Raw genomic sequence first — 25,713 nt, forward strand, 5'->3', positions numbered from 1 at the left:
TCTGGAAATTGTCGCAAAAACGGCCATATTTATGGAAACATTATCGCCACAGCGGGGACACATATGGACAAGATCGACGGCATCCGTGCCTTTGTCGCGGTGGTCGATGCCGGTTCATTCACCCGGGCGGGGACGCGGCTGGGGATTTCGAACAAGCTGGTCAGCAAATATGTCGCCGCGCTGGAGGGGCAGCAGGGGGTGACGCTGCTTAACCGCACCACGCGATCACTGTCGCTGACCCCGGCCGGAGAGCGCTATCTAGCCGCAGCCCGCCGCGTGCTTGCCGCCGTCGAGGAGCTGGACGGACAGGCCAGCGCCGAGGAAGGGGCGCTGACCGGCCGGCTGCGCGTGACCGCTCCGGTCACCTTTGGCGAGATGTTCGTGACCGTGCTGACCCGCGATTTCACCCACGCCCATCCGGCGTTGAATATCGACCTGCATCTAAGTGATCGTTACGTCGATCTGGCAGCCGAAGGGTTTGATCTGGCGCTGCGTATCGGGCAATTGCCTGACTCCAGCCTGATCTCGCGCCGCGTCGGTCAGGCCGAGGCATGGGTGGTCGCCAGTCCCGCCTATCTGGCCAGCCGCCCGCGCCCAACCCACCCCGAGGCGCTGCGCGATCATGTCTGTATCCGGGACAGCAATGCCCAGAACCCCGGGCGTGCCGCCTTTCTGGTCGAAGGCAAGGTGATCAGTGTCCCCCTGCCCGGTCAGATCACTGTAAACAGCGCGCAGGCAGTGCGCGAGCTGGTGTTGACAGGTGAGGGGATCGCGCTGATCCCCAGCTTTGTCGTGGCGCATGACGTGGCTGAAGGGCGGCTTGAACGGCTGATGGCCGATTATCAGCGCCCCCGGCTGGATATTCAGGCGCTTTACCTGCCACAGCCTTTCATGCCACCACGGCTGTCAGCCTATCTGGAGCATCTGCGGGCAAAACTTACGCCCCTGCTGAAAGCACCGCCCCCGGATTCATGATCCCCAAGGGGTCTAGCGTCGCCTTGATCGCCCGCATCGCGGCAAGCCGCACCGGATCGCCCCAACGTTCCAGATCGCTGACCTTGAGCCGCCCGACGCCATGTTCGGCCGAGAATGAGCCCCCCCGATCCACCACCATCTGATGAACGCGCTGCGACAGGGCCTTGCGCCGGTCGTCGTAATCGGCGCGGCTGCGGCCCGGCGCGGGAAAAAGATTATAATGCAGGTTGCCGTCACCGAGATGGCCAAAACAGTTGATCCGCAGCCCCTCATCCGCAAGGGCCTCGCCAGCATTGCGAATGAAACCGGCGACTTCGGACAGGGGCAGGCTGATGTCGTGGCTGGCGACCGCGCCGATACGGCGGTTCGCCTCGGGGATATGTTCGCGCAGATGCCAAAAGCCCGCCGCCTGAGCGCCAGACTGCGCAATCACCCCATCGGTGACCAAACCGCGCTCCATCGCGTCGACCAGCAAAGCCTCAAGCGCCGCTTCAGGGGCAAGGCCTTCGGGCAGGCCAACCTCGATCAGCACTGACCATTCAGCGCCCGGCAGGGGCTGGCGGATCTCTGGCAGAACCTCGGCCAGAAAGGCCAGCCCCTGCCCGCCGATCAGTTCAAAGGCGGTCACACCCCCGGCCATGCGCCCCTCGGCCAGCGACAAAAGCGTCAGCGCCGCCTCGGGTGACGGGACCTGCAGCATCGCCGTGCCGATCCCCGGCGGCGGCACCACCAGCCTCAGACTGGCTGCGGTAATGATGCCCAGCGTCCCCTCGGCCCCGATCAGAAGGTCGCGGATATCGTAACCGGTGTTATCCTTGCGCAGCCGCTTCAGATCATGGACGATCGAGCCATCGGGCAGCACCGCCTCGATCCCCAGGCACAGCGCGCGCGCCGTGCCGTAGCGCAGCGCAGTAACGCCCCCCGCATTGGTCGCAAGGCAGCCGCCAATCGCCGCCGTGCCCTGGCTGGCAAGCGATAGCGGGAAAAGCCGTCCTGCTGCCTCAGCCGCGTCGCGCACGGCTTGCAGGGTCATGCCTGCTTCGGCCACCAGCACATTTTCTTCGGGAAACACCGCCCGCAGCGCAGTCATCCGCTCAAGCGACAGGATCAGCGGTGGCGGTGCATCGGGCATGACCTGTCCCCCGACAAGGCCGGTGCCGCCACCGCGCGGGACAATGGCAACGCGGGCCTCGGCACAGGCGCGAACAATAGCAGCGACCTCAGCGGTGTTGCGGGGCGCGGCAACCAGCCCGGCCTGGCCTTGCCAGCGGCCGCGCGGCTCTTCCAGATAGGCAGGTGTTACCTCGCGCAGGACGCCTTCGGGCAGGCAGGCGGCCAAAGCTTCATCAGCGGGGTTCAGCATCAGCGCACCTCGGTCTTGCCGCGCCGGTCGTGGCGCAGGTTGGCGTAAAGCACGTGATTGCGCCAACGCCCGTTGATCTGCAGATAGCTTTGCGCAACGCCCTCATACTTAAAGCCCGAACGCTCCAGCACCCCGCGAGAGGGCGAGTTCTCGGGCAGGCAAGCGGCCTCGATACGGCTAAGATCCATCTCGCCAAATGCGTAGCGCACGACCGCGCCAATCGCCTCAAGCATATAGCCCTGCCGGGCAAAGGGCTGGCCGATCCAATAGCCGATGGCCGCTGATTGCGCCGGTCCACGACGGATATTGTCCAGCGTGATCGCACCCAAAAGCGTCCCGTCCCTGCGGATCAGGAAGAGTGGCAGCGCCGAGCCGTTGCGGCTGGCCCGCTGCGCCCAATAGACGCGATTGGTAAAGCTGCGCTTGCTAAGATGATCAGGCGCCCAGACCGGCTCCCACGGGGTGAGAAAGGCACGGCTTTCGACGCGCAGCGCCACCCAAGGTCCGAAATCGGCATGCGCCGGCAGGCGCAGCACCATCCGCTCGGTTTCCAGACGCGGCGGACGGCGGCGCGAGAACATCAGGCGGCAAGCCTTTCTGCCAGCACCTCGCGCGACGGCGCAGCCGAGACGGGGCCGTAAAGCGCAAGCGCCGGGCGAGCATGGGTGATCAGCCGCTCGGCATGGGCGCGGATATCGCCCACCGTCACGGCATCAATCCGCTCGGCCACCTCGGCCGGATCGGGCACCCTGCCCCAGATCGCCAGGGAACGCGCCATCCGCTCGGCCTGACCGGTCGGGCTTTCAAGCCCCATCAGCAACCCGGCTTTCAGCTGGGCGCGCGCCCGCGCAACCTCGGCGGCGGTCATATCCTCGGCCGAACGCTTTAACTCATCGACGGTCAGTTCTGCCAGATCGGCTATCTGCTCGCCCGAGGTGCCGGCATAGATCGTGACCATGCCGGTGTCGTCATGGAAACCGGACTGGGCAAAGATCGAATAGCAAAGCCCACGCTCTTCGCGCAGTTTCTGGAACAGGCGCGAGGACATTCCGCCCCCAAGCACCGAAGTCCAGATTTGCGCAGCATAGAAATCGGCCGCCTGATAGCCCGGTCCCTCAAAGGCCAGCGCGAAATGGGCCTGCTCCAGGTCACGCACACGCCGCGCCTCGGCACCTTGCCAGCGGGCGGGTTCGCGCTGGGTCAGGGCGCGGCTCGGCAGATGGCCAAAAATCGCCTCGACCTGACGTAAGATACGGTCATGATCCACCGCGCCTGCAGCGGCGACGATCATCCGTTCAGGCCCGTAGTGTTCGCCAATAAAGCCCGACAGATCCTCACGGCCAAAATGGCTGACGCGTTCGGCCGGACCAAGGATGGTGCGCCCCATGGGCTGGTCTGGATAGGCCGCCTCTTGCAGCCAGTCAAAGATCACATCATCGGGCGTGTCGAGCGACTGGCCGATCTCTTGCAGGATCACGCCCCGCTCAACCTCGATCTCGCGCTGGTCAAAGACCGGGTTCAGCACGATGTCCGAGATGACATCCAGCGCCAGGTCGACATCCCCTGCCAATACGCGCGCGTAATAAGAGGTAACGTCGCGCGAGGTATAGGCGTTGATATACCCGCCCACGTTTTCGATCGACTCGACGATCTCCAAGGCGCTGCGGCGGGCCGTGCCCTTGAACGCCATATGTTCAAGGAAATGGGCAATGCCGTTCTGTTCGGCCCGCTCATCCCGGCAGCCTGCGTTGACCCAGATACCGATGGCGGCAGAGTGCAGCCCCGGCATATTGCGGCTTACGACACGCAGACCGTTCGGCAGAGTGCTGATGCGGATTTGGTTCACGCTGTTCTCCGTTCAAGAATCAGCGATTTAATCGCCTCGGCGTCGTTTGCAATACGCGTGATGCGTTCGTCGCGTTTAAAGAGGTCGGCCATACGCGACGGCAGGGGCGGCCGGATGCCGGTCGCGGCCTCAACCGCATCGGGGAATTTCGCCGGATGCGCGGTCGAAAGACTGACCATCGGCACACCCGCGCGCAGATGTGCACGCGCCACCTTCACCGCAACCGCAGTATGGGGGCAGATCACCTCGCCGGTTTCCTCGCGGATGGTGGCTATCATCGCCGTCGTCTCGGCCTCGGAAACGCGGCCCGAGATATAGGTTTCACGCAGCGCCTCAAGCGCACCTTGGCTGATGGTGAAACCGCCGGATTTCAGCTCTTCCATCAGGGCCGAAACGGCATTGCCGTCGCGGCCATAGGCCAGCCACAGCGCACGTTCAAAGTTCGAACTGACCTGAATATCCATCGACGGACTGATCGAAGGCTCGACGGTGCCGACACGATATTCCCCACCGGTCAGCGCACGATGCAGAATGTCGTTCTGATTGGTGGCGATCACCAGCTTGCCAATCGGCAGCCCCATAGCCCGGGCGATAGAGCCCGCGAAAATGTCGCCGAAATTCCCGGTCGGTACGGTGAAATCCACCGCCCGTGCCGGTGCGCCAAGGCTGACAGCGGCAGTGAAGTAATAGACGATCTGCGCCAGCACCCGCGCCCAGTTGATCGAGTTCACACCCGCAAGGCCCACCGTGTCGCGGAACTCGTGGTCATTGAACAGATCCTTCAGCCGCGCCTGACAGTCGTCAAACGTGCCCTCTACCGCCAGTGCATGGACATTGGCATCCGCAGGGGTCGACATCTGACGGCGCTGCACCTCGCTGACCCGGCCATGCGGGTACATGATGAACACATCGACATTCGAAAGCCCCCGGAACGCCTCGATCGCGGCCGAGCCGGTATCGCCCGAAGTCGCACCAAGAATGGTGATTCTTTGCCCGGAACGCGCCAGTGCCAGCTGGAAAAGCTGGCCGATCAGCTGCATCGCAAAGTCCTTGAAGGCCAGGGTCGGACCGTGGAACAGCTCCAGCAGGTGATGGCCGGGCGCAAGCTGAACCAGCGGGGCGCGGGCGATATGGTCAAACCCCTGATAGGCGCGGGCGATGGCATCGCGCAGGTCGGCGTCGCTGAAACTGTCACCGACAAAGGGGGTGATGACGCGCCGGGCAACCTCTTCATAGGGCAGGCCTTCGAGGCTGGCGATCTCTTCTGCCGAGAAGGTCGGGATGGTCTCGGGCAGATACAACCCTCCGTCCCGGGCCAGACCGGTCATCATCGCCTGCTCGAAGTCCAAGACCGGAGCCCGCCCCCGGGTCGAAACGTAACGCATCGCGTCCCCCTAGAATTTCCGCTGCCTGATACGCCAGATCAGCGCCACTGTCATCCCTGCCCAGACCGCGGCAATCATGAACCACTGCATCGCATAGCTCAGGTGATTGTTCGGAATGCCCGCGACCGCGACCGGGATCGGCTGAACGCCCTGATCGTCCCCCCGCGTCTCGGACGCCACGACAAGGACCGGTTCGGTCCCAAGCTTGGCAGCCATGGCGGGGACATCGCGGGCAAACCAGATATTTTCGTCAAGGTTTGGTTCGGGCGTGGCACTGCCTTTTTCCTCGGGCCAGTGCAGATTGCCTGCCACCTCCAGCCGCACGGGCGGGCGCGGATCGCGGCGATGGTCCTGATCAACAAAGCCGCGATCCAGCAGGATCCGCCGGCCATCATCGGTGACAAAGCCCGAAATAACCTGATAGCCGCCGCCCAGCTCGCGGGTACCGGACAGAACGTCAATCTCTTCGCCAGTCGTTTCGCCCGAAACCAGCACAGGCAGGTATTTCATCGAGGGATCAATCGCCTCCGGCAACGGCACAGGCGCACCCCCGATGCGGGCCTCGATTTCGCTCAGCAATCCCTGTTTCCACTCAAGGCGATGCAGTTGCCAAACACCCAGCGAGATCAGGATGGCACAGCCGATCACGCCGATGATCAGCGGGAACAGATAGCGGCGCATGGCGGGCCTCCAATGCAAACGGCGCGGGAACTTTTGCCCCGCGCCGTGAAGATGTCTCAGGGAATCAGCGGCCCCAGATGTAGATCACGACAAAGAGGAACAGCCAGACCACGTCGACAAAGTGCCAGTACCAGGCAGCGGCCTCGAACCCGACGTGCTGCTGCTGGGTCATCTGGCCGCGCAGCAGCCGGATCAGGCAGACAAACAGGAAGATCGTGCCGATGATGACGTGAGCACCGTGAAAGCCGGTCGCCATGAAAAAGGCACCAGCATACACGGTGTCGGCCATACCAAAGGCAGCGTGGCTGTATTCATAAGCCTGCAGGCCGGTAAAGCAGACGCCAAGGATCACCGCGACGATCAGACCGTTGATCGTGGTCTTGCGGTCGCCGTCATGGACAAAGGCATGGTGGGCCCAGGTCACTGCAACACCTGACAGCAGCAGGATCAGCGTGTTGATCAGCGGCAGGTGCCAGGGATCAAAGGTGGTGATACCTTCCGGTGGCCAGACGCCATCCTTCAGCGGGCTGTCCGGTCCCATCGGATACAGGGCATTTTTGATAAAGGCCCAGAACCAGGCGACGAAGAACATCACCTCGGACATGATGAAAAGGATAAAGCCGTATTGCAGGCCGATGCGCACGACCGGGGTATGTTCGCCCGACTCGCCCTCGCGCACGACGTCAGACCACCAGCCGAACATGACGTAAAGCACGGCCGCCAGACCGATCAGGAAGAGCCACGGCCCCCCGCTTTTCATCCACATCACGGCGCCGCTCAGCATCACGAAGGCGCCGACAGCACCAAGGAGGGGCCAGATGGATGGCGGCAGGATCTGATAATCGTGGTTCTTTACATGGGCCATGGCTGCGTTCCCGGCTGTTGCTGGTTCGTGTTGCTCAGTTTACGGTCGGTTCCGTCTCGTGGTCCAGCGCCGCTTGCTGCGGTGCCGGAGGATCGGTCCGGTGGAAGGTGTAGGACAGGGTGATGTCGCGGATGCGTCCCGCATCGCGGTCATTGACCAGATCAGCGTCAACAAAGAAGCTGACCGGCATCTCGACCCGCTCACCCGGCTGCAAGGTCTGCTCGGTAAAGCAGAAGCAGTCAATCTTGTTAAAGAAATAGCCCGCGGCATCCGGCGCAACGTTATAGCTCGCCGTCCCGGTAATGGGCTCGTCGGTGTTGTTGACCGCCTCGTAGAAGGCCAGAGCATTCTCGCCTATGCGCAGCTCCATTTCGCGCTGCATCGGGCGGAACGTCCAGCCAAGGTTCGGGTCCACGTTGGCATCAAAGCGCACGCGGATCTTTTCCTCAAGCACAGTATCCGAAGCGGCCTCGGCAACGTTGGTCGTGCCGGCAAAGCCTGTTACCCGGCAGAACCAGGAATAAAACGGCACCGCCGCCCAGGACAGCGCGCCCATCAGCACCGCAACCCCCAAAAGGATCGCGACCGTGCGCCCGTTTGACCGTTTTTCCTGCCCGCTCATGGCTGACCTCCTGCGGCTGCGTCCGGCCCGCCGGCTGCGGCCGGAGTTCCGGGCGCGGCCACCGGGCCTGCGTTCGGCGCTGGCGGGTTCGGGTCCCGGGGCAGCATCGAAGCGCGCGGACGGTGATCGTAGCCTTGCATCATATCGCCCTGGGTAATTTTGACCACCGACAGGCCAAAAACCAGTACGACAAAGGCCAGAAGCACCACCAGCAGACCGATGTTGCGGCTGCGACGGCGCCTGTGCAATTCGTGTTCAACCCGCTGCAGCATCACCATCCCCCGACCCAATGTTGCAAAAGAAGCGCGAGGAAATGCAGGAAAGTGTAATAGAGTGAAAGCCGGAAATAGCGCTTTTCGACACGATAGCCGTCGGCCTGCGCCTGCTCTTCGTCACGGCACAGGATACGCCATCCACCAAGGATAAAGAGCGCGTTCAGCACCACCGACACCGCCAGATAAAGCGGCCCGCCGACCGAGGTGAACCCCAGCCAGATCGCGAACGGCGCCAGCACCAGCGTATAGGCAAAGATGTGGCGGCGCGTGACCTTGCGGCCATGGGTCACCGTCAGCATCGGCACGCCGGCCTTGGAATAGTCGTCGTTCATAAAGAGCGCCAGCGCCCAGAAATGCGGCGGCGTCCAAAAGAAGATCAGTGCAAACATCAGCAGCGATTCGATGCTGATGCCCCCGGTTGCGCAGGCCCAGCCGATCATCGGAGGGAAAGCCCCCGCTGCGCCACCAATGACGATGTTCTGCGGGGTCGAGCGTTTCAGCCAGATCGTATAGATCACCGCATAGAAAAAGATGGTGAAGGCCAGAAAGCCCGCTGCAAACCAGTTCGCGGCCAGACCCAGCATCATCACCGAAAGGCCCGACAGCGCGATGCCAAGACCCAGCGCCTCTTGCGGGGTGACCCGGCCTGCGGGCACAGGACGGCCCGCAGTCCGGCGCATCACGGCGTCGATATCGGCGTCATACCACATATTGAGGGCGCCCGAGGCCCCGCCCCCCAGCGCGATGAACAGCACCGCGCAGAAAGCGACGAACGGGTTGACCGGCTGCGGTGCGATCCACAGCCCGACAAAGGCCGTGAACACCACCAGCGACATGACACGCGGTTTCAGCAGCGCAACATAATCGCCAAAGCCCGCGTCGGCCGGCCCCTCATATGCGTTGATATTGGCCACGGCCCGACCTTATTCGGCCGAAGCCAGCTGAATCGGGCTGGCCGGCAGGTAATCCGAAGCGTCGGCGGCGAATTCTTCTTTCGCGCCAGCAAGCCAGGCGTCGTATTTCTCCTGGCTGACTGCCTTCACGACGATGGGCATATAGGCATGGTTGATGCCGCAAAGTTCTGAGCACTGGCCGAAATAGACGCCTTCTTTGTCGACTTCGAACCACAGCTGCGCGATACGGCCCGGAACGGCGTCCTGCTTTACGGCAAAGGCCGGAATGGTCCAGCTGTGAATCACGTCGGTTGCGGTGACCTGCACCAGAACCTTCTTGCCGACCGGCACAACCACCGGGTTGTCGGTAGCCAGAAGATATTCGTCTTCAGAGTAGCCAGCGTCGGCCAGCGCGTCTTTTTCCAGCAGAAGCGCATCAAAAGCTACGCCGTCATTCGGATATTCATAAGACCAGTACCACTGGTGCCCGATCGCCTTGATCACCAGATCGGGGTCATTCGGCATCTCTTGGCTGCGGAACAGGATCGGCAGCGAATAAGCGCCAATCGCAACCAGGATCAGCACCGGAACCAGCGTCCAGATCACCTCGACCGGAGTGTTATGCGTAAAGCGCGCAGGTACCGGATTCATCCGACGGTTGAAGCGAACGATGCAGTACAGCAGCAAAAGGCAGACAAACACCGTCACGGCCGCGATGATGTAAAGCACAAAATGATCCAGCCACTGCTGGTCATGCGCCAGCGGGCTCGAAGCCGGCTGGAAGCCCATCGCGCCGTTCACCGGCTTGCCGATTACGGGCAGTTCGCCCAGCACTTCTTGCGCCATGGCCGGAACGGCCGTCATCGTCGCAACTCCAAGGCCCGTCACCGCCGCCCGCGCGCGGCACATCGTCGCAATTGCCATCATCCCATCCCGTTGCCTATCATGCCGCCGGCAGGCCATGGGTCTCATAGCCGCCGACATATCGGTGCTGCACCACAACCATATCTTCCCTCGGCGGGCAAGCCATACCTATCGACTTCCGACCAAAAAACCCCTAGGCCGGGCTTCCAGGCAAGGACAGGTTTCATGGCAGACGCTTCGTTTTCCCCCTTTCAGACGCATCTGGATCAGGATCGCGCCCTGCGTGTACTGCGCGATGCCTTGGCCGGTGCCGATGATGGCGAGCTTTTCCTTGAGCGGTCACGTTCCGAGGCACTGGTCTATGATGATGGCCGGCTGCGCACCGCAAGCTATGACGCCGAACAGGGCTTTGGCCTGCGCGCCGTGCGCGGTGATGTAACCGGCTATGCCCATTCGACGGAAATCAATGAAATCGCACTGAAAAAAGCGGCCGAGACGGTGCGCCTGGCGGTCGGCTCTGGCGGGGGCTCTCTTGCCCTGCCGCCCGGGGGTGAGATCCGGCCGCTTTATGCTGCCATCGACCCGGCCGAGGACGTGCCCTTTGCTTCCCGCGTCGCCCTTTTGCGCGAAATTGATGCCTTTGCACGTGGGCTGGACCCGCGCGTGGTGCAGGTTTCGGCCAGCATTGCGACCTCGGTGCAAGAGGTGGCCATCCTGCGCCCCGAAGGTGGGCTTGCCACCGATACCCGACCGATGGCTCGGCTGAATGTCTCGGTCATCGTCGAATCGAACGCGCGGCGCGAGTCGGGAACGGCGGGGGGCGGGGGGCGTATCGGACTTGCCGGCCTTGTCGCGCCCGAACACTGGCAAGGGCTGGTGCGCGAGGCGCTGCGGATCGCACTGGTCAACCTACGTTCGATCCCCGCGCCCGCGGGCGTAATGGATGTGGTGCTTGGCCCCGGCTGGCCGGGCATCCTGCTGCACGAGGCCGTAGGGCACGGACTTGAAGGTGATTTCAACCGCAAGGGGCATTCGGCCTTTGCAGGGCTGATGGGTCAGCGCATCGCTGCGCCAGGGGTTACGGTTGTTGATGACGGCACTATTCCTGACCGCCGCGGCTCGATCTCTGTCGATGACGAGGGCACGCCCCCCGGCCGCAACGTTCTGATCGAGGACGGGATTCTGGTCGGCTATATGCAGGACCGCCAGAACGCCCGTCTGATGGGCGTCTCGCCGACCGGCAACGGCCGCCGCCAGAGCTATGCCCATGCGCCGATGCCGCGCATGACCAATACTTTCATGCTGGCAGGAAGCGAGGATCCGGCCTCGATTCTTGCGGGGCTTGAGGACGGGATCTACGCTGTCGGCTTCGGTGGCGGTCAGGTTGACATCACCAACGGAAAGTTCGTCTTTTCCTGTACCGAGGCCTATCGGGTAAAGAATGGTCAGGTCGGGGATCCGATCCGTGGGGCCACCCTGATCGGGGACGGCGCAACCGCGCTGCAGCAGATCCGCGCAATCGGAAACGACCTGTCGCTGGACCCCGGAATCGGCAACTGCGGCAAGCAGGGGCAATGGGTTCCGGTCGGTGTCGGCCTGCCCACGCTGCGCCTCGGCGGGCTGACCATCGGCGGTTCGGCAGCCTGAGCCATTTTCGCAGGCCGTGAAAAACTTTTTGCCGGCTAACGCATTCTTAACGATTGCCATGCCATGACCTGTCCTGCGGATTAGGCAGAGGCATGGGACATGTTGGCAAGATCGCATTCTTTCGACCACCACCGAACCCCGTTGATACAGCGGGGGGGAGCACTTGCAGCGCTGCGCCTGATCCGTTCGCGCAGGGTCGGGCCTGCTACCTTTCACCGATTGCTTGCCGAACATGGTAGTGCCGAGGCAGCACTTGCCGCTCTGCCGGGCATCGCCCGCGCGGCAGGAATGCAGGACTATGCCCCCTGCCCCGCCTCGGTCGCTGAGGCCGAGATTGCGGCAGGCCAGCGACTTGGCGCCCGATTGCTGACCTGGGATGACCCGGAATATCCCGCGCTGCTGCGCGAGATCGCCGAGGCACCGCCTGTACTGTGGTTACGCGGCGATATGTCCGTGCTGGATCGACTGCCCGTAGCAGTGATCGGGGCCCGCAACGCCTCATCGCTTGGGCTGCGCATGGCGCGCGGCCTCGCGTCAGGGCTGTCTCAGGCTGGGGCGGCGGTCATTGCGGGGCTCGCTCGCGGAATCGATACCATCGCGCATGAGGCAGCTTTGCATCGCGGCACCATCGCGGTCATGGCGGGGGGAATCGACAAGATCTATCCTGGCGAAAACACCGCCCTGGCCGAGGCAATCTGCGAAACCGGGTTGCTGATCACCGAACAGCCACCGGGGATAGAGCCGGTCGCGCGGCACTTCCCGGCTCGCAACCGCATCATCTCGGGCCTCGCGCGCGCCGTGGTGGTGATCGAGGCTGCGCATCGTTCGGGCAGCCTGATTACAGCACGCTGCGCGCTGGATCAGGGGCGCGAGGTTATGGCAGTGCCGGGCCATCCGATGGATGCGCGCGCCGCAGGCTGTAACACCCTGATCCGTGATGGCGCCCTGCTGGTGCGTAATTCGGCCGATGTGCTGGCCGGTTTGCAGACCAATGACCGCCGTGCCCCGGCGCAAAATCCGGCAGAACCTGCCGAGCACAGCTTCACCCCAGCTACGCCGGCACCCGCCCCGGTCATGACACGCGCACGCGCCCTGCAACCTGCCGCAGTCGCAGAACGCCTTGCCAGCCTCGGACATCGGCCCCACAACAAGCCAGCGCCATACCGTCTGCGCGACGCAGGTGGCCCGGTGGATCTGGAGGCCCGCATTCTCGCCCGCCTTGGACCCAGCCCGACCGAGGAAAATATGCTTATCCGCGATCTCGGCATGCCAGCCGCAGCCCTGGCCCCCGCGATTCTCGCGCTAGAGCTTTCTGGCCGCGTCCAGCGCATGCCTGGCGGCAGGCTAGCCCGATGTGACGCCTGACGTGTACGACCGGCGGACTTGTTCCGATCACAAGGCGGTCACGGGCTTGTTCAGGAACCCCGCTTAGCAAGCGGTGGTTGACTGGTGATCACGCGACCATCGGAAGAGGACCGACATGCGCCGCATTTACAAAACGACAACCGCCCTTGCGACCTGCCTGTCCCTGATCGCCCCGCAGTTGGCAGTAGCGCAGGACGATCAGGATACGACGGCCGATGAGCAAGCCGTCCTTTCCAACGACCAGCCCGCGGAGCCGCAAGAGGCTGCGGAGGAAGTCCAGGAGGCCACCCCGACAGAGAGCACAGCCGTGCCAGAGGATACGACCAAAGCAGCCAGCGAACAGCCCCAGGGCGAGGCTGCTGCTGCGGACCAGCCCGAGGATGCGCAGGCCTTGCCGGAGCAAGCAGCGCCGGTAGCGCCGCCGGCAAAGCCCGAGGTGACGCAGGCCAAAGAACCCGCCCCCAAGCCGCCTGTGGTACAGGCGCAAGAGCCCGTCACCCGGCCTGAGACTGCTCCCGCGACAGCAGAGGGTATTACGGGCGCTCAACCCGAACCAAAGCCGGATAATTCTGAAGCGGTTACTGCTGCTGACCCCGCCCCGAATGCAAAGCCGTCCATAAAGGCTGAGCGGGCGATGCAGGAAACAAGCGCCGAAACCACTGAAGGCGACAGCGCCAGCAAGACCTCCGCAGAGCAGTCTGAACAAGGCGATGAACCGCAACTGGAACCTGCGCCGGTGCAACAGACCGCGCCCGCTGGTTCTTCGTCGAACGAGAGTAACGCGGAGGCTGCCGGCCAGTCAGCGCCTGACCCAAATCAATCCGCAGAGCCACGGCCGACCCCTAAACGGACCGCCGACAGCCCCTCCCCTGACACCCCGGACGCACCAGAGCTTGAGCACCACCTGCAACAGCAGGTGCCCGATACGAATAGCAGCAGCACCGGTCCCAAAGAAGCAGCGGCTGAGGATGAAGAACAGCCAAATGCAAAAGAGCTCGAGGAGCGTCTGAAAGAACAGGCCCAAACCACCAAAGAGGCAGAGCCCTCCAGTCAGGCCAGCAAAGATCAGCCGGCATCGGAGCAGACAACCGAGGTCGAAGCCCCCGAAGCAAGGGTCGAGCCGAATGCGCTGGCACAGCGTGCGGCCGAAAAAATCACCCCGCCCACGGCTACCGCGCTCTCTGCCGGAGATGAGGAAGAGGCGGGCAAAGGTGAGGCGCAGGAAGTACAGATCACCAAGGATAACGCGCGCAGCTCGGCCGAAGATTTTGCCACCTCGGTCGCCGAAGGTCTGCAGGCTCAACCAGCTGATCCACAGCCCAAGGAAGCCCGTGACGATGATAACGACAATGACATCGCCAAACTGTTGCTGGCGGGTGCGGCCGGTTTTGCTGTCGGCAAGATGCTGTCGAACGACCGGCAGGTGGCCCTGAACACCGGGGACCGGGTGGTGGTCACACTACCTGACGGCAGCCAGCAGGTGATCAAGGATGACAACGCCCTGCTCTATCAGCCCGGTTCGAACGTGCGCACCGAGACTTTCGATGACGGGTCTACCCGGACCACGGTCCTGCGCGCCGATGGCAGCCGTGTCGTCACCATTCGGGACGCGGATATGAATATCCTGCGCCGCACGCTGTTGGCCACCGACGGGACAGAGACCCGGCTGATCGACGATACCGAGGCACAACCGGTTCAGATCTCGACCCTGCCTGCCCCGCCACCAGTGCGCATCAACCATGACCGTCTGGATGAGGCAGCCTTGCGCGACGCGCTATATCGCGAGGCATCAGTGGATCGCCGGTTCAGCCTTAGCCAGGTCCGCGACATCCCCGAGGTCCGGGCCCTGGTCGCACCGGTGAACCTGCCCCAGATCACCTTTGACACCGGGTCGGCGGCGATCACGCCCGATCAGGCACAAGAGCTGGCAGCCTTGGGCAAGGTGATTCGTGACAGTATCGGTCAGAACCCGCGCGAGATTTATCTGATCGAGGGCTATACCGACGCAATCGGTTCGGATGCGGCTAACCTTGCGTTGTCGGACCGGCGGGCAGAATCAGTGGCGCTGGCGCTGACTGAATATTTTGAAGTCCCGCCTGAAAACATGGTCGTGCAGGGCTATGGTGAACAGTTCCTGTTGATCCCGACCACCGAGGCTGAGCGTCAGAACCGCCGCGTCGCCGTACGACGGATCACCGACCTGCTTGCACAACGTTAACGCAAGGCTGGAGCCCCCCACCTGCATCGACCGAAGCGGGTGGAAGCAAAAAAAGGCCGCGGTGAAACGCCGCGGCCTGCATCCCCCCCCCGGCAAGCCCGGACTGACAGATCAGCCCAGCGAATAGCCGGTGCCGCGCACCGTACGTACGGGATTGTCGCCGCCGTTGGCCATCAGCGCCTTGCGCAGGCGGCCAACATGGACATCAATGGTGCGGGTGTCGACATAGATATCGCGCCCCCAAACCCGGTCAAGAAGCTGTTCTCGCGACCAGACCCGACCCGGCTTTTCCATCAGCGTGGACAACAGGCGGAATTCGGTCGGTCCCAGATGCAGGGGCTGGCCGGCGCGGAACACGCGATGTTCCCCCGCATCAAGGATGATGTCGCCAAAAGTCAGCCTTTCGCCCATCGAGGCCGGGCGGGTGCGACGCAGCTGGGTGCGCAGCCGCGCCATAAGTTCGACCACCGAATATGGCTTGACCACATAGTCGTCGGCGCCGGTCTCAAGCCCGCGCACACGATCCACCTCTTCGGAACGGGCGGACAGCATGATGATCGGGATCTGACGCGTCACGGGGTCGGCCTTGACCCGGCGGCAAACCTCGATGCCGCTGACATTGGGCAACATCCAGTCCAGAACGATCAGGTCGGGCTGTTCCTCGGCGATAAGCAGCATCGCCTCATCCCCGTTTTCGGCCAGCACGACGCCGAAACCTTCGGCTTCAAGGTTGTATTTCAGCACTTCGCGCTGCGCGCCTTCGTCCTCAACAACCAGGACACAGGGTTGCGTCTGTGCCATGTATCAAGCCCCCCCAATTCGCGGAACGCTTTCGCCCTTGGGACGCGGATCATCGGGCAGCTCACCAGTGGCAAGATAGATCACCTGCTCGGCAATGCCGGTGGCGTGGTCGCCCATGCGTTCGATGTTCTTGGCGATGAAATGCAGATGCATGCAGGCGGTGATGTTACGCGGATCCTCCATCATATGGGTCAGGAACTCGCGAAACAGCGCGTTATACATCTGATCCACCTCCAGATCGCGCTTGCGCACGTCGGCGGCCAGCGCAACGTCGCGCTGGATATAGCTGTCCAGAGCGTCCTTCATCATCGCCTCGACCGTGGCGGACATGCGACGCAGCGCCATGCCGGCCCCCTCGATCTCCGGCATCTCGGCCAGAACATCGCTGCGTTTTGCGATGTTTTTGGCGTAATCGCCAACGCGTTCAAGAATGGCCGAGATCTTGATCACCGACAGCACCGTGCGCAGATCAGTAGCCCGCGGCGCGCGCAGCGCGATCAGACGAGCCGCCTCTTCGTTGATCTGCAACTCAAGCTCATCGATGGCCTTGTCGCGGCGGCGGATGTCGTCGGCCAGTTCGCCGTCACGGGCCTCCAGCGCGATGGCCGAATCATGGATGGCGCTTTCGACCATGCCGCCCATCTTGACCACCAAAGCCTGGACGGTTTCCAGATCGCGGTCAAAGGCGGACAGGATATGGCGTTCGTTATTCATGTCAGTTCCCTTCCGGCTCAGCCGATGCGGCCTGAAATGTAGCTTTCCGTCCGCGGGTCGCGGGGATTGGTAAAAATGTCGTCGGTGTTGCCGTATTCCACCAGATTGCCGAGATGGAAGAAGGCCGTCTTTTGACTGACGCGCGCGGCCTGCTGCATCGAATGGGTGACGATCACCACCGAAAATTCGGCCCGCAGCTGGTCGATCAGCTCCTCGACCTGGCTGGTGGCGATGGGGTCCAGTGCCGAACAGGGCTCATCCATCAGCAGGACCTCTGGCTGGGTCGCAACCGCCCGCGCAATGCAAAGCCGCTGTTGCTGGCCACCCGACAGACCGGTGCCCGGTTCGCCCAGACGGTCCTTGACCTCATTCCACAGCGCCGCGCCGCGCAGCGATTTTTCGACAATTTCGTCCAGTTCGGCGCGGTTGCGAGCAAGCCCGTGGATACGCGGTCCATAAGCGACATTGTCATAGATAGATTTCGGAAAGGGGTTCGGTTTTTGAAACACCATTCCGACGCGTGCGCGCAACTGCACCGGATCGACGCGGCGGTCGTAGATATCCTCGCCATCAAGCGCAATCCGTCCGCCGACACGACAGCTTTCGATCGTGTCGTTCATACGATTCAGACAGCGCAGGAAGGTTGATTTTCCGCAACCCGAAGGACCGATAAAGGCGGTCACGGTCTTATCCAGCAGGTCGACGTTAACATCCTTGATCGCATGCTTTTCGCCGTACCAGACCTGCACGTCCTGCGCCGAAATCTTGATTTCTGTCTGCTCCACGCTGCGCTCCAGAAGTGTCATGTCGTTCATATCGGGGCTCCTTCCCGAGTTTACCACCGGCGCTCGAATCTGCGGCGCAAGAGAATGGCCAGCACGTTCATGCAAAGCAGGAACACCAGCAGCACGATGATTGCCCCCGAGGCCCGCTCGATAAAGGCGGGGTCGGCGCGCTGGGTCCAGTTATAGACCTGCACCGGCAGGGCCGAGGCGGGTTCGAACAGCCCTTCGGGCGGGGCCGAGGGGAAGTTCTTGACGAAAGCCACCATGCCAATCAGCAGCAGCGGCGCGGTCTCGCCCAAAGCCTGCGCCATGCCGATGATGGTGCCGGTCAGGATACCCGGCATGGCAAGCGGCAGGACATGGTGAAAAACGGACTGCATCCGCGAAGCCCCGACCCCCAGCGCCGCATCGCGGATCGAAGGCGGCACTGCCTTAAGGGCGGCGCGGGTAGCGATGATTATGGTCGGCAAGGTCATCAGTGTCAGCACCAGGCCGCCGACGATGGGTGCCGATTGCGGCAGGCCCCCAAAATTGATGAAGGCGGCAAGGCCAAGGATACCAAAGACGATCGACGGCACCGCTGCAAGGTTCGAGATATTCACCTCGATAATGTCGGTCCAGCGGTTCTTGGGCGCGAATTCCTCAAGATAGATCGAGGCAGCGACGCCAATCGGCACCGCAAGCACCAGCACCACCAGCATCATGTAAAGCGACCCGAGAATGGCGATACCGACACCCGCAGCCTCGGGCCGTTGGTCCGAGGCGTCCGGGCTGGTCAGGAACGACCAGTTCCATTTGGTCGCCAGCATCCCCTGTGCCTTCAGCGCATCGGCAAGTTGCAGCTGCGCGGGCGAGGTATTGGCGTCGCGCAGCGCGCTGTCCATCGTGACACGGCCCTTGTAATAGCCGTCGATCCGCCCGTTCACCAGCACGCGGGCAGTGATGGTCTGGCCGATCAGATCGGGGTTCGCCAGCACCTGATCGCGCAGCCGCGCCGGGGCCTCTTTCGAGATCAGGCCCGACAGATCCTTGGCCGACAGATCGGCAATTGCGATGCCCTTATCGGCAACCACCTTTTCCAGCGATTGCTGCAAAAGCTTGCCATAGGTCAGGGTCAGGACCTTGCGCAGATCCGCAGGGTCACGGTTGCCGTTCTTGTCAAGCTGGGCGTCCTCCAGCGTGACCGGGATCTCCAGATAGGTCTGGCGAAATGCCCCGATACCGCCGGTCAGGATGGTGAACAGCAGCACCACCAGCATGACCATCGAGATCACAATGGCGCCCAGACCATAGGCGCGGAAGCGGGCCTCGGCTGCGTGGCGCCGGCGCGTGTGCGGATCAGCAACCAAAAGCGAGGACTTGGGCTGGGTCGCGCGGGGCGTCCCTTCAATGGTAGCGTCGCTCATTCGTATTGCTCCCGGTATTTGCGCACGACGTAAAGGGCGACAATGTTCAGAACCAGCGTGGTGACAAACAGCGTCAGACCCAGTGCAAAGGCGACAAGCGTTTCGGGCGCAGCAAAGTCGTTGTCGCCGGTCAGCTGGCTGACAATCTTGACCGTGATGGTGGTCATGGCCTCGAACGGGTTCAGGTCCATGCGCGCCGCAGCCCCTGCCCCAAGAACGACGATCATCGTCTCGCCAATAGCGCGCGAGGCGGCCAGCAGGACCGCGCCCACGATACCGGGCAGCGCAGCAGGCAGAACCACCTTGCGCACCGTTTCGGACTGGGTCGAGCCCAGACCAAGCGCGCCGTCACGCAGGCTTTGCGGTACGGCATTGATGATGTCATCGGAAAGCGAGCTGACAAAGGGGATCAGCATGATCCCCATGACAAGGCCCGCCGTCATCACCGATGAGGCGGAACTGCCCAACCCCATCGGCTGGGCGAACCAGTCACGCAGCGCCGGGCCAACCGTGATCAGGGCAAAGAGACCGTAAACAATGGTCGGAATACCGGCGAGCACCTCGATTGCCGGCTTGGCGACGCTGCGCAGCCGTACAGAGGCGTATTCCGACATATAGATCGCCGCAAAAAGCCCAATCGGGACCGAGACGGCCAGTGCGATCAGCGAAATGTAGATCGTCCCCCACAACAGCGGCAGGATGCCCAGCTGTGAGCCTCCGCCGAATTTGGGCGACCAGGTGGTGCCAAAGAAAAAGTCCTGCCAGGAATATTTCTGGAAGAAATGCCCTGTCTCGAACAGCATCGAAAATACGATGCCTGCGGTGGTCAGAATGGCGATGATCGAACACAGGATCAGCAGCCCTTTGACCATGCTTTCGACTGCGTTACGGGCGCGAAAACCGGGTGCGGTACGGATAAGCGCAAAGGCCAGCCCGGCCGCAGCAAGCAGCAGCGCCAGCGGTGTCAGTGGCGTCACCTCTGCCGAGGGCTGCACAAACCGCCAGATGGCGATCAGAAACAGCGCCGGCAGCGCCGTCAACAGCGCCGCATGCCAGCCGTGATAACTGGGTCGGGAATGAAGGCGCCGCACATCGCCACCAGCCTGCGCGATGGCACGGGCACGGGTAACGACATAGCCGACGGCCGCCAGGGCAAGGACAATCAGCAAAGTCCATGAGACAGGCATCTATAGCCCTCAAGACAGGAAAGCGGAAAGGCGCGGGCCGTCTGCCCGCGCCCGGAGGTCGCGTTACTGCGCGATGGTCACTTCATCAGCCACCGCCTTTTGGGTGGCGGCAAGTTCGGGATCAGCGACCAGCCCATAGCTGGCAAGCGGCCCCCCGGCACCGGCGAGATCGTCCGAGACGAAGAATTCCGCGAACTCCTTCAGCCCCGGGACCGTGCCGATGTGCTGTTTCTTGAGATAGAAGTACAGCGGACGCGACACCGGATATTCACCCGAAGCGATGCTTTCGGTCGAGGGCTGGATGCCGCCGATGGTCGCGACTTTCAGCTTGTCGGTGTTGTTTTCATAAAACGACAGGCCAAAGACGCCGATGCCATTCTTGGCCGACTGGATACGGGCCAGCGTCTCGGTATAGTCGCCGTCGATATCGACCGATTTGCCATCGGTGCGCAGGCTCAGACAGGCTTGTTCGCCGGCCTCTTCGCCAAGCTCGGTGTTAAAGACCTCGGCCGCACCCGATTCCTTGCAGCCCGCGGCGATGACCTTTTCCTCGAACACTTCGCGGGTGCCGTGCTTGGTGCCCGGGATAAAGGCAAGGATTTCCTGATCGGGCAGATCGGCGCGGATCTCGCTCCATTTGGTGTAGGGGTTGGCGACGACCTTGCCGTCCTTGACCACCTGAGCCGACAGCGCGTTGAACCAATCTGCAGAGGTAAAGGCGAAGTCGTTACCCGAGATGTCGCTGGCAAAGACGATCCCGTCGTAACCGATGCGCACTTCCATGATCTCGGTCACGCCGGCGGCCTTGCAGGCCTCTTTTTCGCTGTCCTTGATCGGACGCGATGCATTGGCGATGTCGATCGTGTTCTCGCCCACGCCCTCGCAGAATTTCTTGAGCCCCGCCGAAGAACCACCCGATTCGACCACCGGGGTCGGAAAGTCGGTGTTCTCGCCAAAGGCTTCGGCAACGATGGTCGCATAGGGCAGCACCGTGGACGAGCCCGAGATCTGGATCTGGTCGCGGGCGGCCGCAGCCGTGGCCGAGGCGGCGATCACGGCCAGCGCCGACACAGTGAGTTTCGCGGATTTCATCGGATCACTCCTGACATTTCATCTGGCCGGATTCGGCCTGCGCGTTCTCTAGAACGGCGGTGCGACGGTTATGCGAAAGAAATGTAACAGTTCAGCGACAATCGCGGCGAAGATGATTTTCGCACCCAGGCAGATCCGCTTAGCCAATACGGCCGCGCTGTCCCCCCGTCTGCGCCCGGTCGAGCAGCAGGTGATCCAGAATCACGCAGGCAGCCATCGCCTCTGCAATCGGCACAGCACGGATGCCGACGCAGGGATCATGACGGCCTTTGGTAATCAGCTCGATTTCTTCGCCGCGCTGATTGATGGTGCGACGCGGGGTCAGGATCGAACTGGTCGGTTTGACCGCGAATCGCACGACAATGTCCTGCCCGGTCGAGATTCCGCCCAGAATCCCCCCGGCATGATTCGACAAAAAGCGCGGACCATCGTTACCCATACGGATTTCATCGGCATTAGCAGTGCCGGTCAGCGCGGCGGCCGCCATGCCCTCGCCGATCTCGACCCCTTTGACCGCGTTGATCGACATCATCGCAGCGGCAAGGTCAGTGTCCAGCTTGGCATAGACGGGGGCGCCAAGACCGGGCGGACAGCCCTGAATCAGCACCTCGACCGCCGCGCCCACGCTGTTCTGCGCCTTGCGAATCGCGTTCAGATAATCCTCCCACGCCGGAACGGCGCTGGCATCGGGCAAAAAGAACGGGTTCCGGCCGATCTCATCCGCGTCGAACTGTGACCGGTCAAGGTGCAGATCACCCATCTGCACCATATAGCCGATGATGCGCAGGTCCGGGACCAGATCGCGCAATACCGCCTGTGCCACGCCCCCCGCCGCGACCCGCGCCGCGGTCTCTCGCGCGCTAGAGCGCCCGCCACCACGATAATCACGGATGCCGTATTTCAGGTGATAAGCAATATCAGCATGGCCGGGACGGAAGGCCTGGGCGATGTCACCGTAATCCTTGCTGCGCTGATCGGTATTCTCGATCATCAGCTGGATCGGCGTGCCGGTGGTCTTACCCTCGAACACGCCCGACAGGATGCGCACCTGATCCGGCTCTTGCCGCTGGGTAGTGAACTTCGAGCTGCCGGGCCGGCGGCGGTCAAGGAACTGCTGAATCCAGCCTTCGTCCAGAGCCACGCCAGGGGGGCAGCCGTCCACGGTCGCGCCAAGCGCGGGACCGTGGCTTTCGCCCCAGGTGGTAAAGGTGAACACGCGGCCGAAGGTGTTAAAGCTCATGGTTCCCGTATCCCCATTCTACCAGCGTTGACCGCCCCCGGCGGCAATAGCCTAGGCCTGAAGGCTTCTGACCCCGACCTCTCCCTCGCCGCGCGACTTGATCGCGGCGACCGCGGCAATGCTGCCCGCCGCTGTGGTGAAATAGGGAATCCGGTCGTTCAGCGCCACGGCCCGGATTTCGCGCGAATCGGCGATGGCCTGCGCGCCCTCGGTCGTGTTCAGAACCATCGCGATTTCACCGTTTTTCAGCCGGTCAACGATGTTCGGACGGCCCTCATAGACCTTGTTCACCAGTTCGGTCTCAACACCCGAACCGCGCAGGAATTCAGCCGTGCCGCGGGTCGCGACCAGCTTGAAGCCCATGGCAGTCAACTCGCCCGCCGCGCGGGCCAGCTCAGCCGTCTTGTCGGCGTCACGGACCGAAATAAAGACCAGCCCGCCGTTCGGCAGATGCGTCCCTGCCCCCATCTGCGCCTTAAGGAAGGCGCGGGGGAAGCTGCGATCCCAACCCATCACTTCGCCGGTCGAACGCATCTCGGGGCCAAGCAAGGTATCGACACCGGGGAAACGGGCAAAGGGCAGCACCGCCTCTTTGACCGAGAACCAGGGGGTGTTCGGATCGGCAAGCGTCAGCGGATCGGCAAAGGGCAGATCATCTTCGGGGCCGACCCCTTCGGGATAGGGCGCGCGGACGGGGAAGTTCGACATAGGCTCACCCGCCATCAGCCGCGCAGCGATCGAGGCAATGGCACTGTCGGTCGCCTTGGCGACAAAGGGCACGGTACGCGAGGCGCGCGGGTTGACCTCCAGCACATAGATCTCGCCGTCCTTCAGCGCGAATTGCACATTCATCAGGCCGACGACGTTCAGCGCCCTGGCCATCGCCTCGGTCTGGACCTTCAGCCTGGCGATCGTCTCGCTATCCAGCGTATGGGGAGGCAGCGAACAGGCCGAGTCGCCCGAGTGAACGCCCGCCTCTTCGATATGCTCCATGATACCGGCGACATGGACGGTTTTCCCGTCCGACAGCGCGTCAACGTCAACCTCGATTGCACCGGAAAGATAGCTGTCAAGCAGCACGGGGCTGTCGCCCGAAACCTGCACCGCCTCACGGATGTAGCGGTTGAGCTGATCCATGTCGCGCACGATTTCCATCGCCCGGCCGCCCAGCACGTAAGAGGGACGGATGACCAGCGGGAAACCGATGCGCTGCGCGATCTCGATGGCCTCGGCGTCCGAATGGGCGATGCCGTTCACCGGCTGCTTCAGGTCCAGATCGTTCAGCAGCCTCTGGAACCGCTCGCGGTCCTCGGCAAGGTCGATGGCATCGGGCGAGGTGCCAAGGATCGGAATCCCCTCTGCCTCAAGCGCATTGGCAAGTTTCAGCGGGGTCTGGCCACCGAACTGGACGATCACGCCGTGCAAAGTGCCGTTTTCCTGCTCAACCCGCAGGATCTCGAGCACATGTTCCATCGTCAGCGGTTCAAAATACAGCCGGTCCGAGGTGTCGTAGTCGGTCGAGACGGTCTCGGGGTTGCAGTTGATCATGATCGTTTCGTAGCCGGCCTTGGTCAGCGCGAAACAGGCATGGCAGCAGCAGTAATCGAACTCGATCCCCTGACCGATCCGGTTCGGGCCGCCCCCAAGGATCACCACCTTCCTGCGGTCCGAGGGACGGGCTTCGTTTTCGACCTCGCCCATCGCCGGGGCCTCATAGGTCGAATACATATAGGGGGTCTGGGCCTCAAACTCGGCCGCGCAGGTGTCGATGCGCTTAAAGACCGGGTGCAGGTCATGGGTGCGGCGGGCCTGACGGATCTCGGCCTCGGACTTACTGGTAAGCCTGGCCAGACGCGCGTCGGTAAAGCCCATCATCTTGAGCTTGCGCAGCCCCTCGGCATCCGCAGGCAGACCCGAGGCGCGAACTCCGGCCTCGGCCTCGACGATCTCGCGGATGCGGGCCAGGAACCAGGGATCAAAGGCGGTAGCGTGCTGGATCTCGTCGTCGCCAAGCCCGTGGCGCATGGCCTGAGCAATCAGGCGCAGACGGTCGGGGGTCTGCTGGCTGATCGCCTTGATGATCGCCGCCTTGTCGGGCGCGCCGGGGATTTCGATATCGTCAAGGCCGGTCAGCCCGTTTTCCATCGAGGCCAGCGCCTTTTGCAGCGATTCATGGAAGCTGCGGCCGATGGCCATGACCTCGCCCACCGACTTCATCGCAGTGGTCAGCTCGGGCTTTGAGCCGGGGAATTTCTCGAAGGCAAAGCGCGGGATCTTGGTCACGACATAGTCGATCGAGGGCTCAAAGCTGGCCGGGGTGACCTTGGTGATGTCGTTGTCCAGTTCGTCCAGCGTATAGCCGACCGCCAGCTTGGCCGCGATCTTGGCGATGGGAAAGCCCGTCGCTTTCGAGGCCAGCGCCGAGGACCGCGACACCCGCGGGTTCATCTCGATCACCACCATACGGCCATCCTTGGGGTTGATCGCCCATTGGACGTTGGAACCGCCGGTTTCGACCCCGATTTCGCGCAACACGGCGATCGAGCCGTTGCGCATACGCTGATATTCGCGGTCGGTCAGGGTCAGCGCAGGTGCGACGGTGATCGAATCGCCAGTATGAACGCCCATCGGGTCGACGTTCTCGATCGAGCAGACGATGATGGCGTTGTCGGCGCGGTCACGCACCACCTCCATCTCGTATTCCTTCCAGCCAAGCAGGCTTTCGTCGACCAGCACCTGCGCAACCGGGGATGCCTCAAGGCCTGAGCGGACGATACGTTCGTAATCGTCACGGTTATAGGCGACGCCGCCCCCGGTACCACCAAGGGTAAAGGCGGGACGGATGATCGCGGGCAGGCCGATATCCTCAAGCGCCTCCATCGCAATGGCGATGCCGGCGGCGATATCATAGGTGCCATTGGGGTGTTTGGGCGCCGAAACGATGGTGGCGCGGGGGTTTTCCAGCCCGATCCGCTCCATCGCTTCGCGGAACAGCTTGCGGTCTTCGGCCATTTCGATGGCGGCACGCTGCGCCCCGATCAGCTCGACACCGTAACGGTTCAGCACCCCAGCATCGGCCAGCGCCAGTGCGGTGTTCAGCCCGGTCTGCCCGCCCATGGTCGGCAAAAGCGCGTCCGGCCGTTCCTTGGCGATGATCTTTTCAACCACCTCGGGGGTGATCGGCTCGATATAGGTTGCATCCGCCATTTCTGGATCGGTCATGATCGTGGCGGGGTTCGAGTTCACCAGGATGACCCGGTAACCCTCTTCGCGCAGCGCCTTGCAGGCCTGAGCGCCGGAATAGTCGAACTCGCATGCCTGACCGATGACGATGGGACCGGCACCGATGATCAGGATGGATTTGATATCGGTTCTTTTCGGCATGGCGGTCCCTCGGGCTGGCGGCTGATAAATCGTCCGGGGTTATAGCCAAGGCCGTCAAAGTCGCAAGGGTCCGCGCCGTGCCAGAGCCAAAAAACCGCGCCCCGC

At 62.8% G+C, this 25,713-nt stretch carries 22 protein-coding genes; 4 read left to right on the forward strand and 18 right to left on the reverse strand.

Annotated elements, in window-relative coordinates; genetic code table 11:
- Window positions 1–63: 63 nt before the first annotated feature.
- Window positions 64–975 (forward strand): LysR family transcriptional regulator, encoded by a 912-nt coding sequence (locus tag M511_RS00640; protein ID WP_085501100.1) that lies wholly within the window; start codon window positions 64–66, stop codon window positions 973–975.
- Here the strand turns inward: M511_RS00640 and M511_RS00645 are convergent.
- The 10 genes from M511_RS00645 to coxB all read right to left on the reverse strand — a co-directional run bounded on the left by M511_RS00645 (window position 938) and on the right by coxB (window position 9,832).
- A complete protein-coding gene (locus M511_RS00645; RefSeq protein WP_085501101.1) occupies window positions 938–2,338 on the reverse strand; it encodes an FAD-binding oxidoreductase in 1,401 nt (466 codons plus the stop codon). The two genes, M511_RS00640 and M511_RS00645, sit on opposite strands and share 38 nt — an antisense overlap.
- Window positions 2,338–2,919 (reverse strand): GNAT family N-acetyltransferase, encoded by a 582-nt coding sequence (locus M511_RS00650; protein WP_010392499.1) that lies wholly within the window; start codon window positions 2,917–2,919, stop codon window positions 2,338–2,340. The genes M511_RS00645 and M511_RS00650 overlap by 1 nt, the downstream gene beginning before the upstream one ends.
- The gene (locus M511_RS00655; RefSeq protein ID WP_085501102.1) at window positions 2,919–4,184 is read right to left on the reverse strand and encodes a M16 family metallopeptidase; all 1,266 of its coding nucleotides are present in this window, start codon (window positions 4,182–4,184) and stop codon (window positions 2,919–2,921) included. Before M511_RS00655 ends, M511_RS00650 begins: the two co-directional genes overlap by 1 nt.
- Window positions 4,181–5,569 carry a threonine synthase gene (gene thrC, locus M511_RS00660; protein WP_085501103.1) on the reverse strand — a complete coding sequence of 463 codons (1,389 nt, stop codon included), beginning with the start codon at window positions 5,567–5,569 and terminating at the stop codon, window positions 4,181–4,183. Before thrC ends, M511_RS00655 begins: the two co-directional genes overlap by 4 nt.
- 9 nt (window positions 5,570–5,578) lie before the next feature.
- A complete protein-coding gene (locus tag M511_RS00665) occupies window positions 5,579–6,250 on the reverse strand; it encodes an SURF1 family protein (protein WP_010392503.1) in 672 nt (223 codons plus the stop codon).
- Window positions 6,251–6,314: 64 nt separating this feature from the next.
- Window positions 6,315–7,115 (reverse strand): cytochrome c oxidase subunit 3, encoded by an 801-nt coding sequence (locus M511_RS00670; protein WP_010392504.1) that lies wholly within the window; start codon window positions 7,113–7,115, stop codon window positions 6,315–6,317.
- A gap of 34 nt (window positions 7,116–7,149) precedes the next feature.
- Window positions 7,150–7,737 (reverse strand): cytochrome c oxidase assembly protein, encoded by a 588-nt coding sequence (locus tag M511_RS00675; RefSeq protein WP_085501104.1) that lies wholly within the window; start codon window positions 7,735–7,737, stop codon window positions 7,150–7,152.
- Window positions 7,734–8,009 carry a hypothetical protein gene (locus M511_RS00680; RefSeq protein ID WP_010392506.1) on the reverse strand — a complete coding sequence of 92 codons (276 nt, stop codon included), beginning with the start codon at window positions 8,007–8,009 and terminating at the stop codon, window positions 7,734–7,736. Before M511_RS00680 ends, M511_RS00675 begins: the two co-directional genes overlap by 4 nt.
- Entirely contained in the window at window positions 8,009–8,926 is a 918-nt protein-coding gene (gene cyoE / locus M511_RS00685; protein ID WP_010392507.1) for a heme o synthase, read from the reverse strand. Before cyoE ends, M511_RS00680 begins: the two co-directional genes overlap by 1 nt.
- 9 nt (window positions 8,927–8,935) lie before the next feature.
- Window positions 8,936–9,832, reverse strand: coding sequence for a cytochrome c oxidase subunit II (gene coxB / locus M511_RS00690; protein WP_010392508.1), 897 nt, complete (start codon window positions 9,830–9,832; stop codon window positions 8,936–8,938).
- A gap of 162 nt (window positions 9,833–9,994) precedes the next feature.
- Here coxB and tldD point away from each other — a divergent pair, with 162 nt between their 5' ends.
- From tldD to M511_RS19525, 3 genes are all read left to right on the forward strand, one after another.
- A complete protein-coding gene (gene tldD / locus M511_RS00695) occupies window positions 9,995–11,416 on the forward strand; it encodes a metalloprotease TldD (RefSeq protein ID WP_010392509.1) in 1,422 nt (473 codons plus the stop codon).
- Between the two features lie 99 nt (window positions 11,417–11,515).
- Window positions 11,516–12,781 (forward strand): DNA-processing protein DprA, encoded by a 1,266-nt coding sequence (gene dprA, locus M511_RS00700; RefSeq protein WP_029371315.1) that lies wholly within the window; start codon window positions 11,516–11,518, stop codon window positions 12,779–12,781.
- Window positions 12,782–12,896: 115 nt separating this feature from the next.
- A complete protein-coding gene (locus tag M511_RS19525) occupies window positions 12,897–14,999 on the forward strand; it encodes an OmpA family protein (RefSeq protein ID WP_085501105.1) in 2,103 nt (700 codons plus the stop codon).
- Window positions 15,000–15,110: 111 nt separating this feature from the next.
- Here M511_RS19525 and phoB read toward each other — a convergent pair whose 3' ends face one another.
- The 8 genes from phoB to carB all read right to left on the reverse strand — a co-directional run bounded on the left by phoB (window position 15,111) and on the right by carB (window position 25,608).
- On the reverse strand, window positions 15,111–15,800 hold the full coding sequence (gene phoB / locus M511_RS00710; protein ID WP_010392512.1) for a phosphate regulon transcriptional regulator PhoB: 690 nt from the start codon (window positions 15,798–15,800) through the stop codon (window positions 15,111–15,113).
- Between the two features lie 3 nt (window positions 15,801–15,803).
- Entirely contained in the window at window positions 15,804–16,514 is a 711-nt protein-coding gene (gene phoU, locus M511_RS00715) for a phosphate signaling complex protein PhoU (protein ID WP_010392513.1), read from the reverse strand.
- Between the two features lie 17 nt (window positions 16,515–16,531).
- Window positions 16,532–17,329: a phosphate ABC transporter ATP-binding protein PstB gene (gene pstB / locus M511_RS00720; protein WP_010392514.1), complete on the reverse strand. Its 798-nt coding sequence runs from the start codon at window positions 17,327–17,329 to the stop codon at window positions 16,532–16,534.
- 20 nt (window positions 17,330–17,349) lie between these two features.
- Window positions 17,350–18,705: a phosphate ABC transporter permease PstA gene (gene pstA, locus M511_RS00725; protein ID WP_085501106.1), complete on the reverse strand. Its 1,356-nt coding sequence runs from the start codon at window positions 18,703–18,705 to the stop codon at window positions 17,350–17,352.
- Window positions 18,702–19,892 carry a phosphate ABC transporter permease subunit PstC gene (pstC, locus tag M511_RS00730; RefSeq protein ID WP_010392517.1) on the reverse strand — a complete coding sequence of 397 codons (1,191 nt, stop codon included), beginning with the start codon at window positions 19,890–19,892 and terminating at the stop codon, window positions 18,702–18,704. The genes pstA and pstC overlap by 4 nt, the downstream gene beginning before the upstream one ends.
- Before the next feature lie 63 nt (window positions 19,893–19,955).
- Window positions 19,956–20,984 carry a substrate-binding domain-containing protein gene (locus tag M511_RS00735; protein WP_010392518.1) on the reverse strand — a complete coding sequence of 343 codons (1,029 nt, stop codon included), beginning with the start codon at window positions 20,982–20,984 and terminating at the stop codon, window positions 19,956–19,958.
- A 139-nt stretch (window positions 20,985–21,123) separates the two neighbouring features.
- On the reverse strand, window positions 21,124–22,224 hold the full coding sequence (gene aroC, locus M511_RS00740; RefSeq protein ID WP_085501107.1) for a chorismate synthase: 1,101 nt from the start codon (window positions 22,222–22,224) through the stop codon (window positions 21,124–21,126).
- Window positions 22,225–22,275: 51 nt separating this feature from the next.
- Entirely contained in the window at window positions 22,276–25,608 is a 3,333-nt protein-coding gene (carB, locus tag M511_RS00745) for a carbamoyl-phosphate synthase large subunit (RefSeq protein ID WP_010392520.1), read from the reverse strand.
- Window positions 25,609–25,713: the final 105 nt, after the last annotated feature.

Source organism: Paracoccus sp. J56, assembly GCF_019633685.1.
In the GTDB taxonomy this organism is placed as follows: Bacteria; Pseudomonadota; Alphaproteobacteria; order Rhodobacterales; family Rhodobacteraceae; genus Paracoccus; species Paracoccus kondratievae.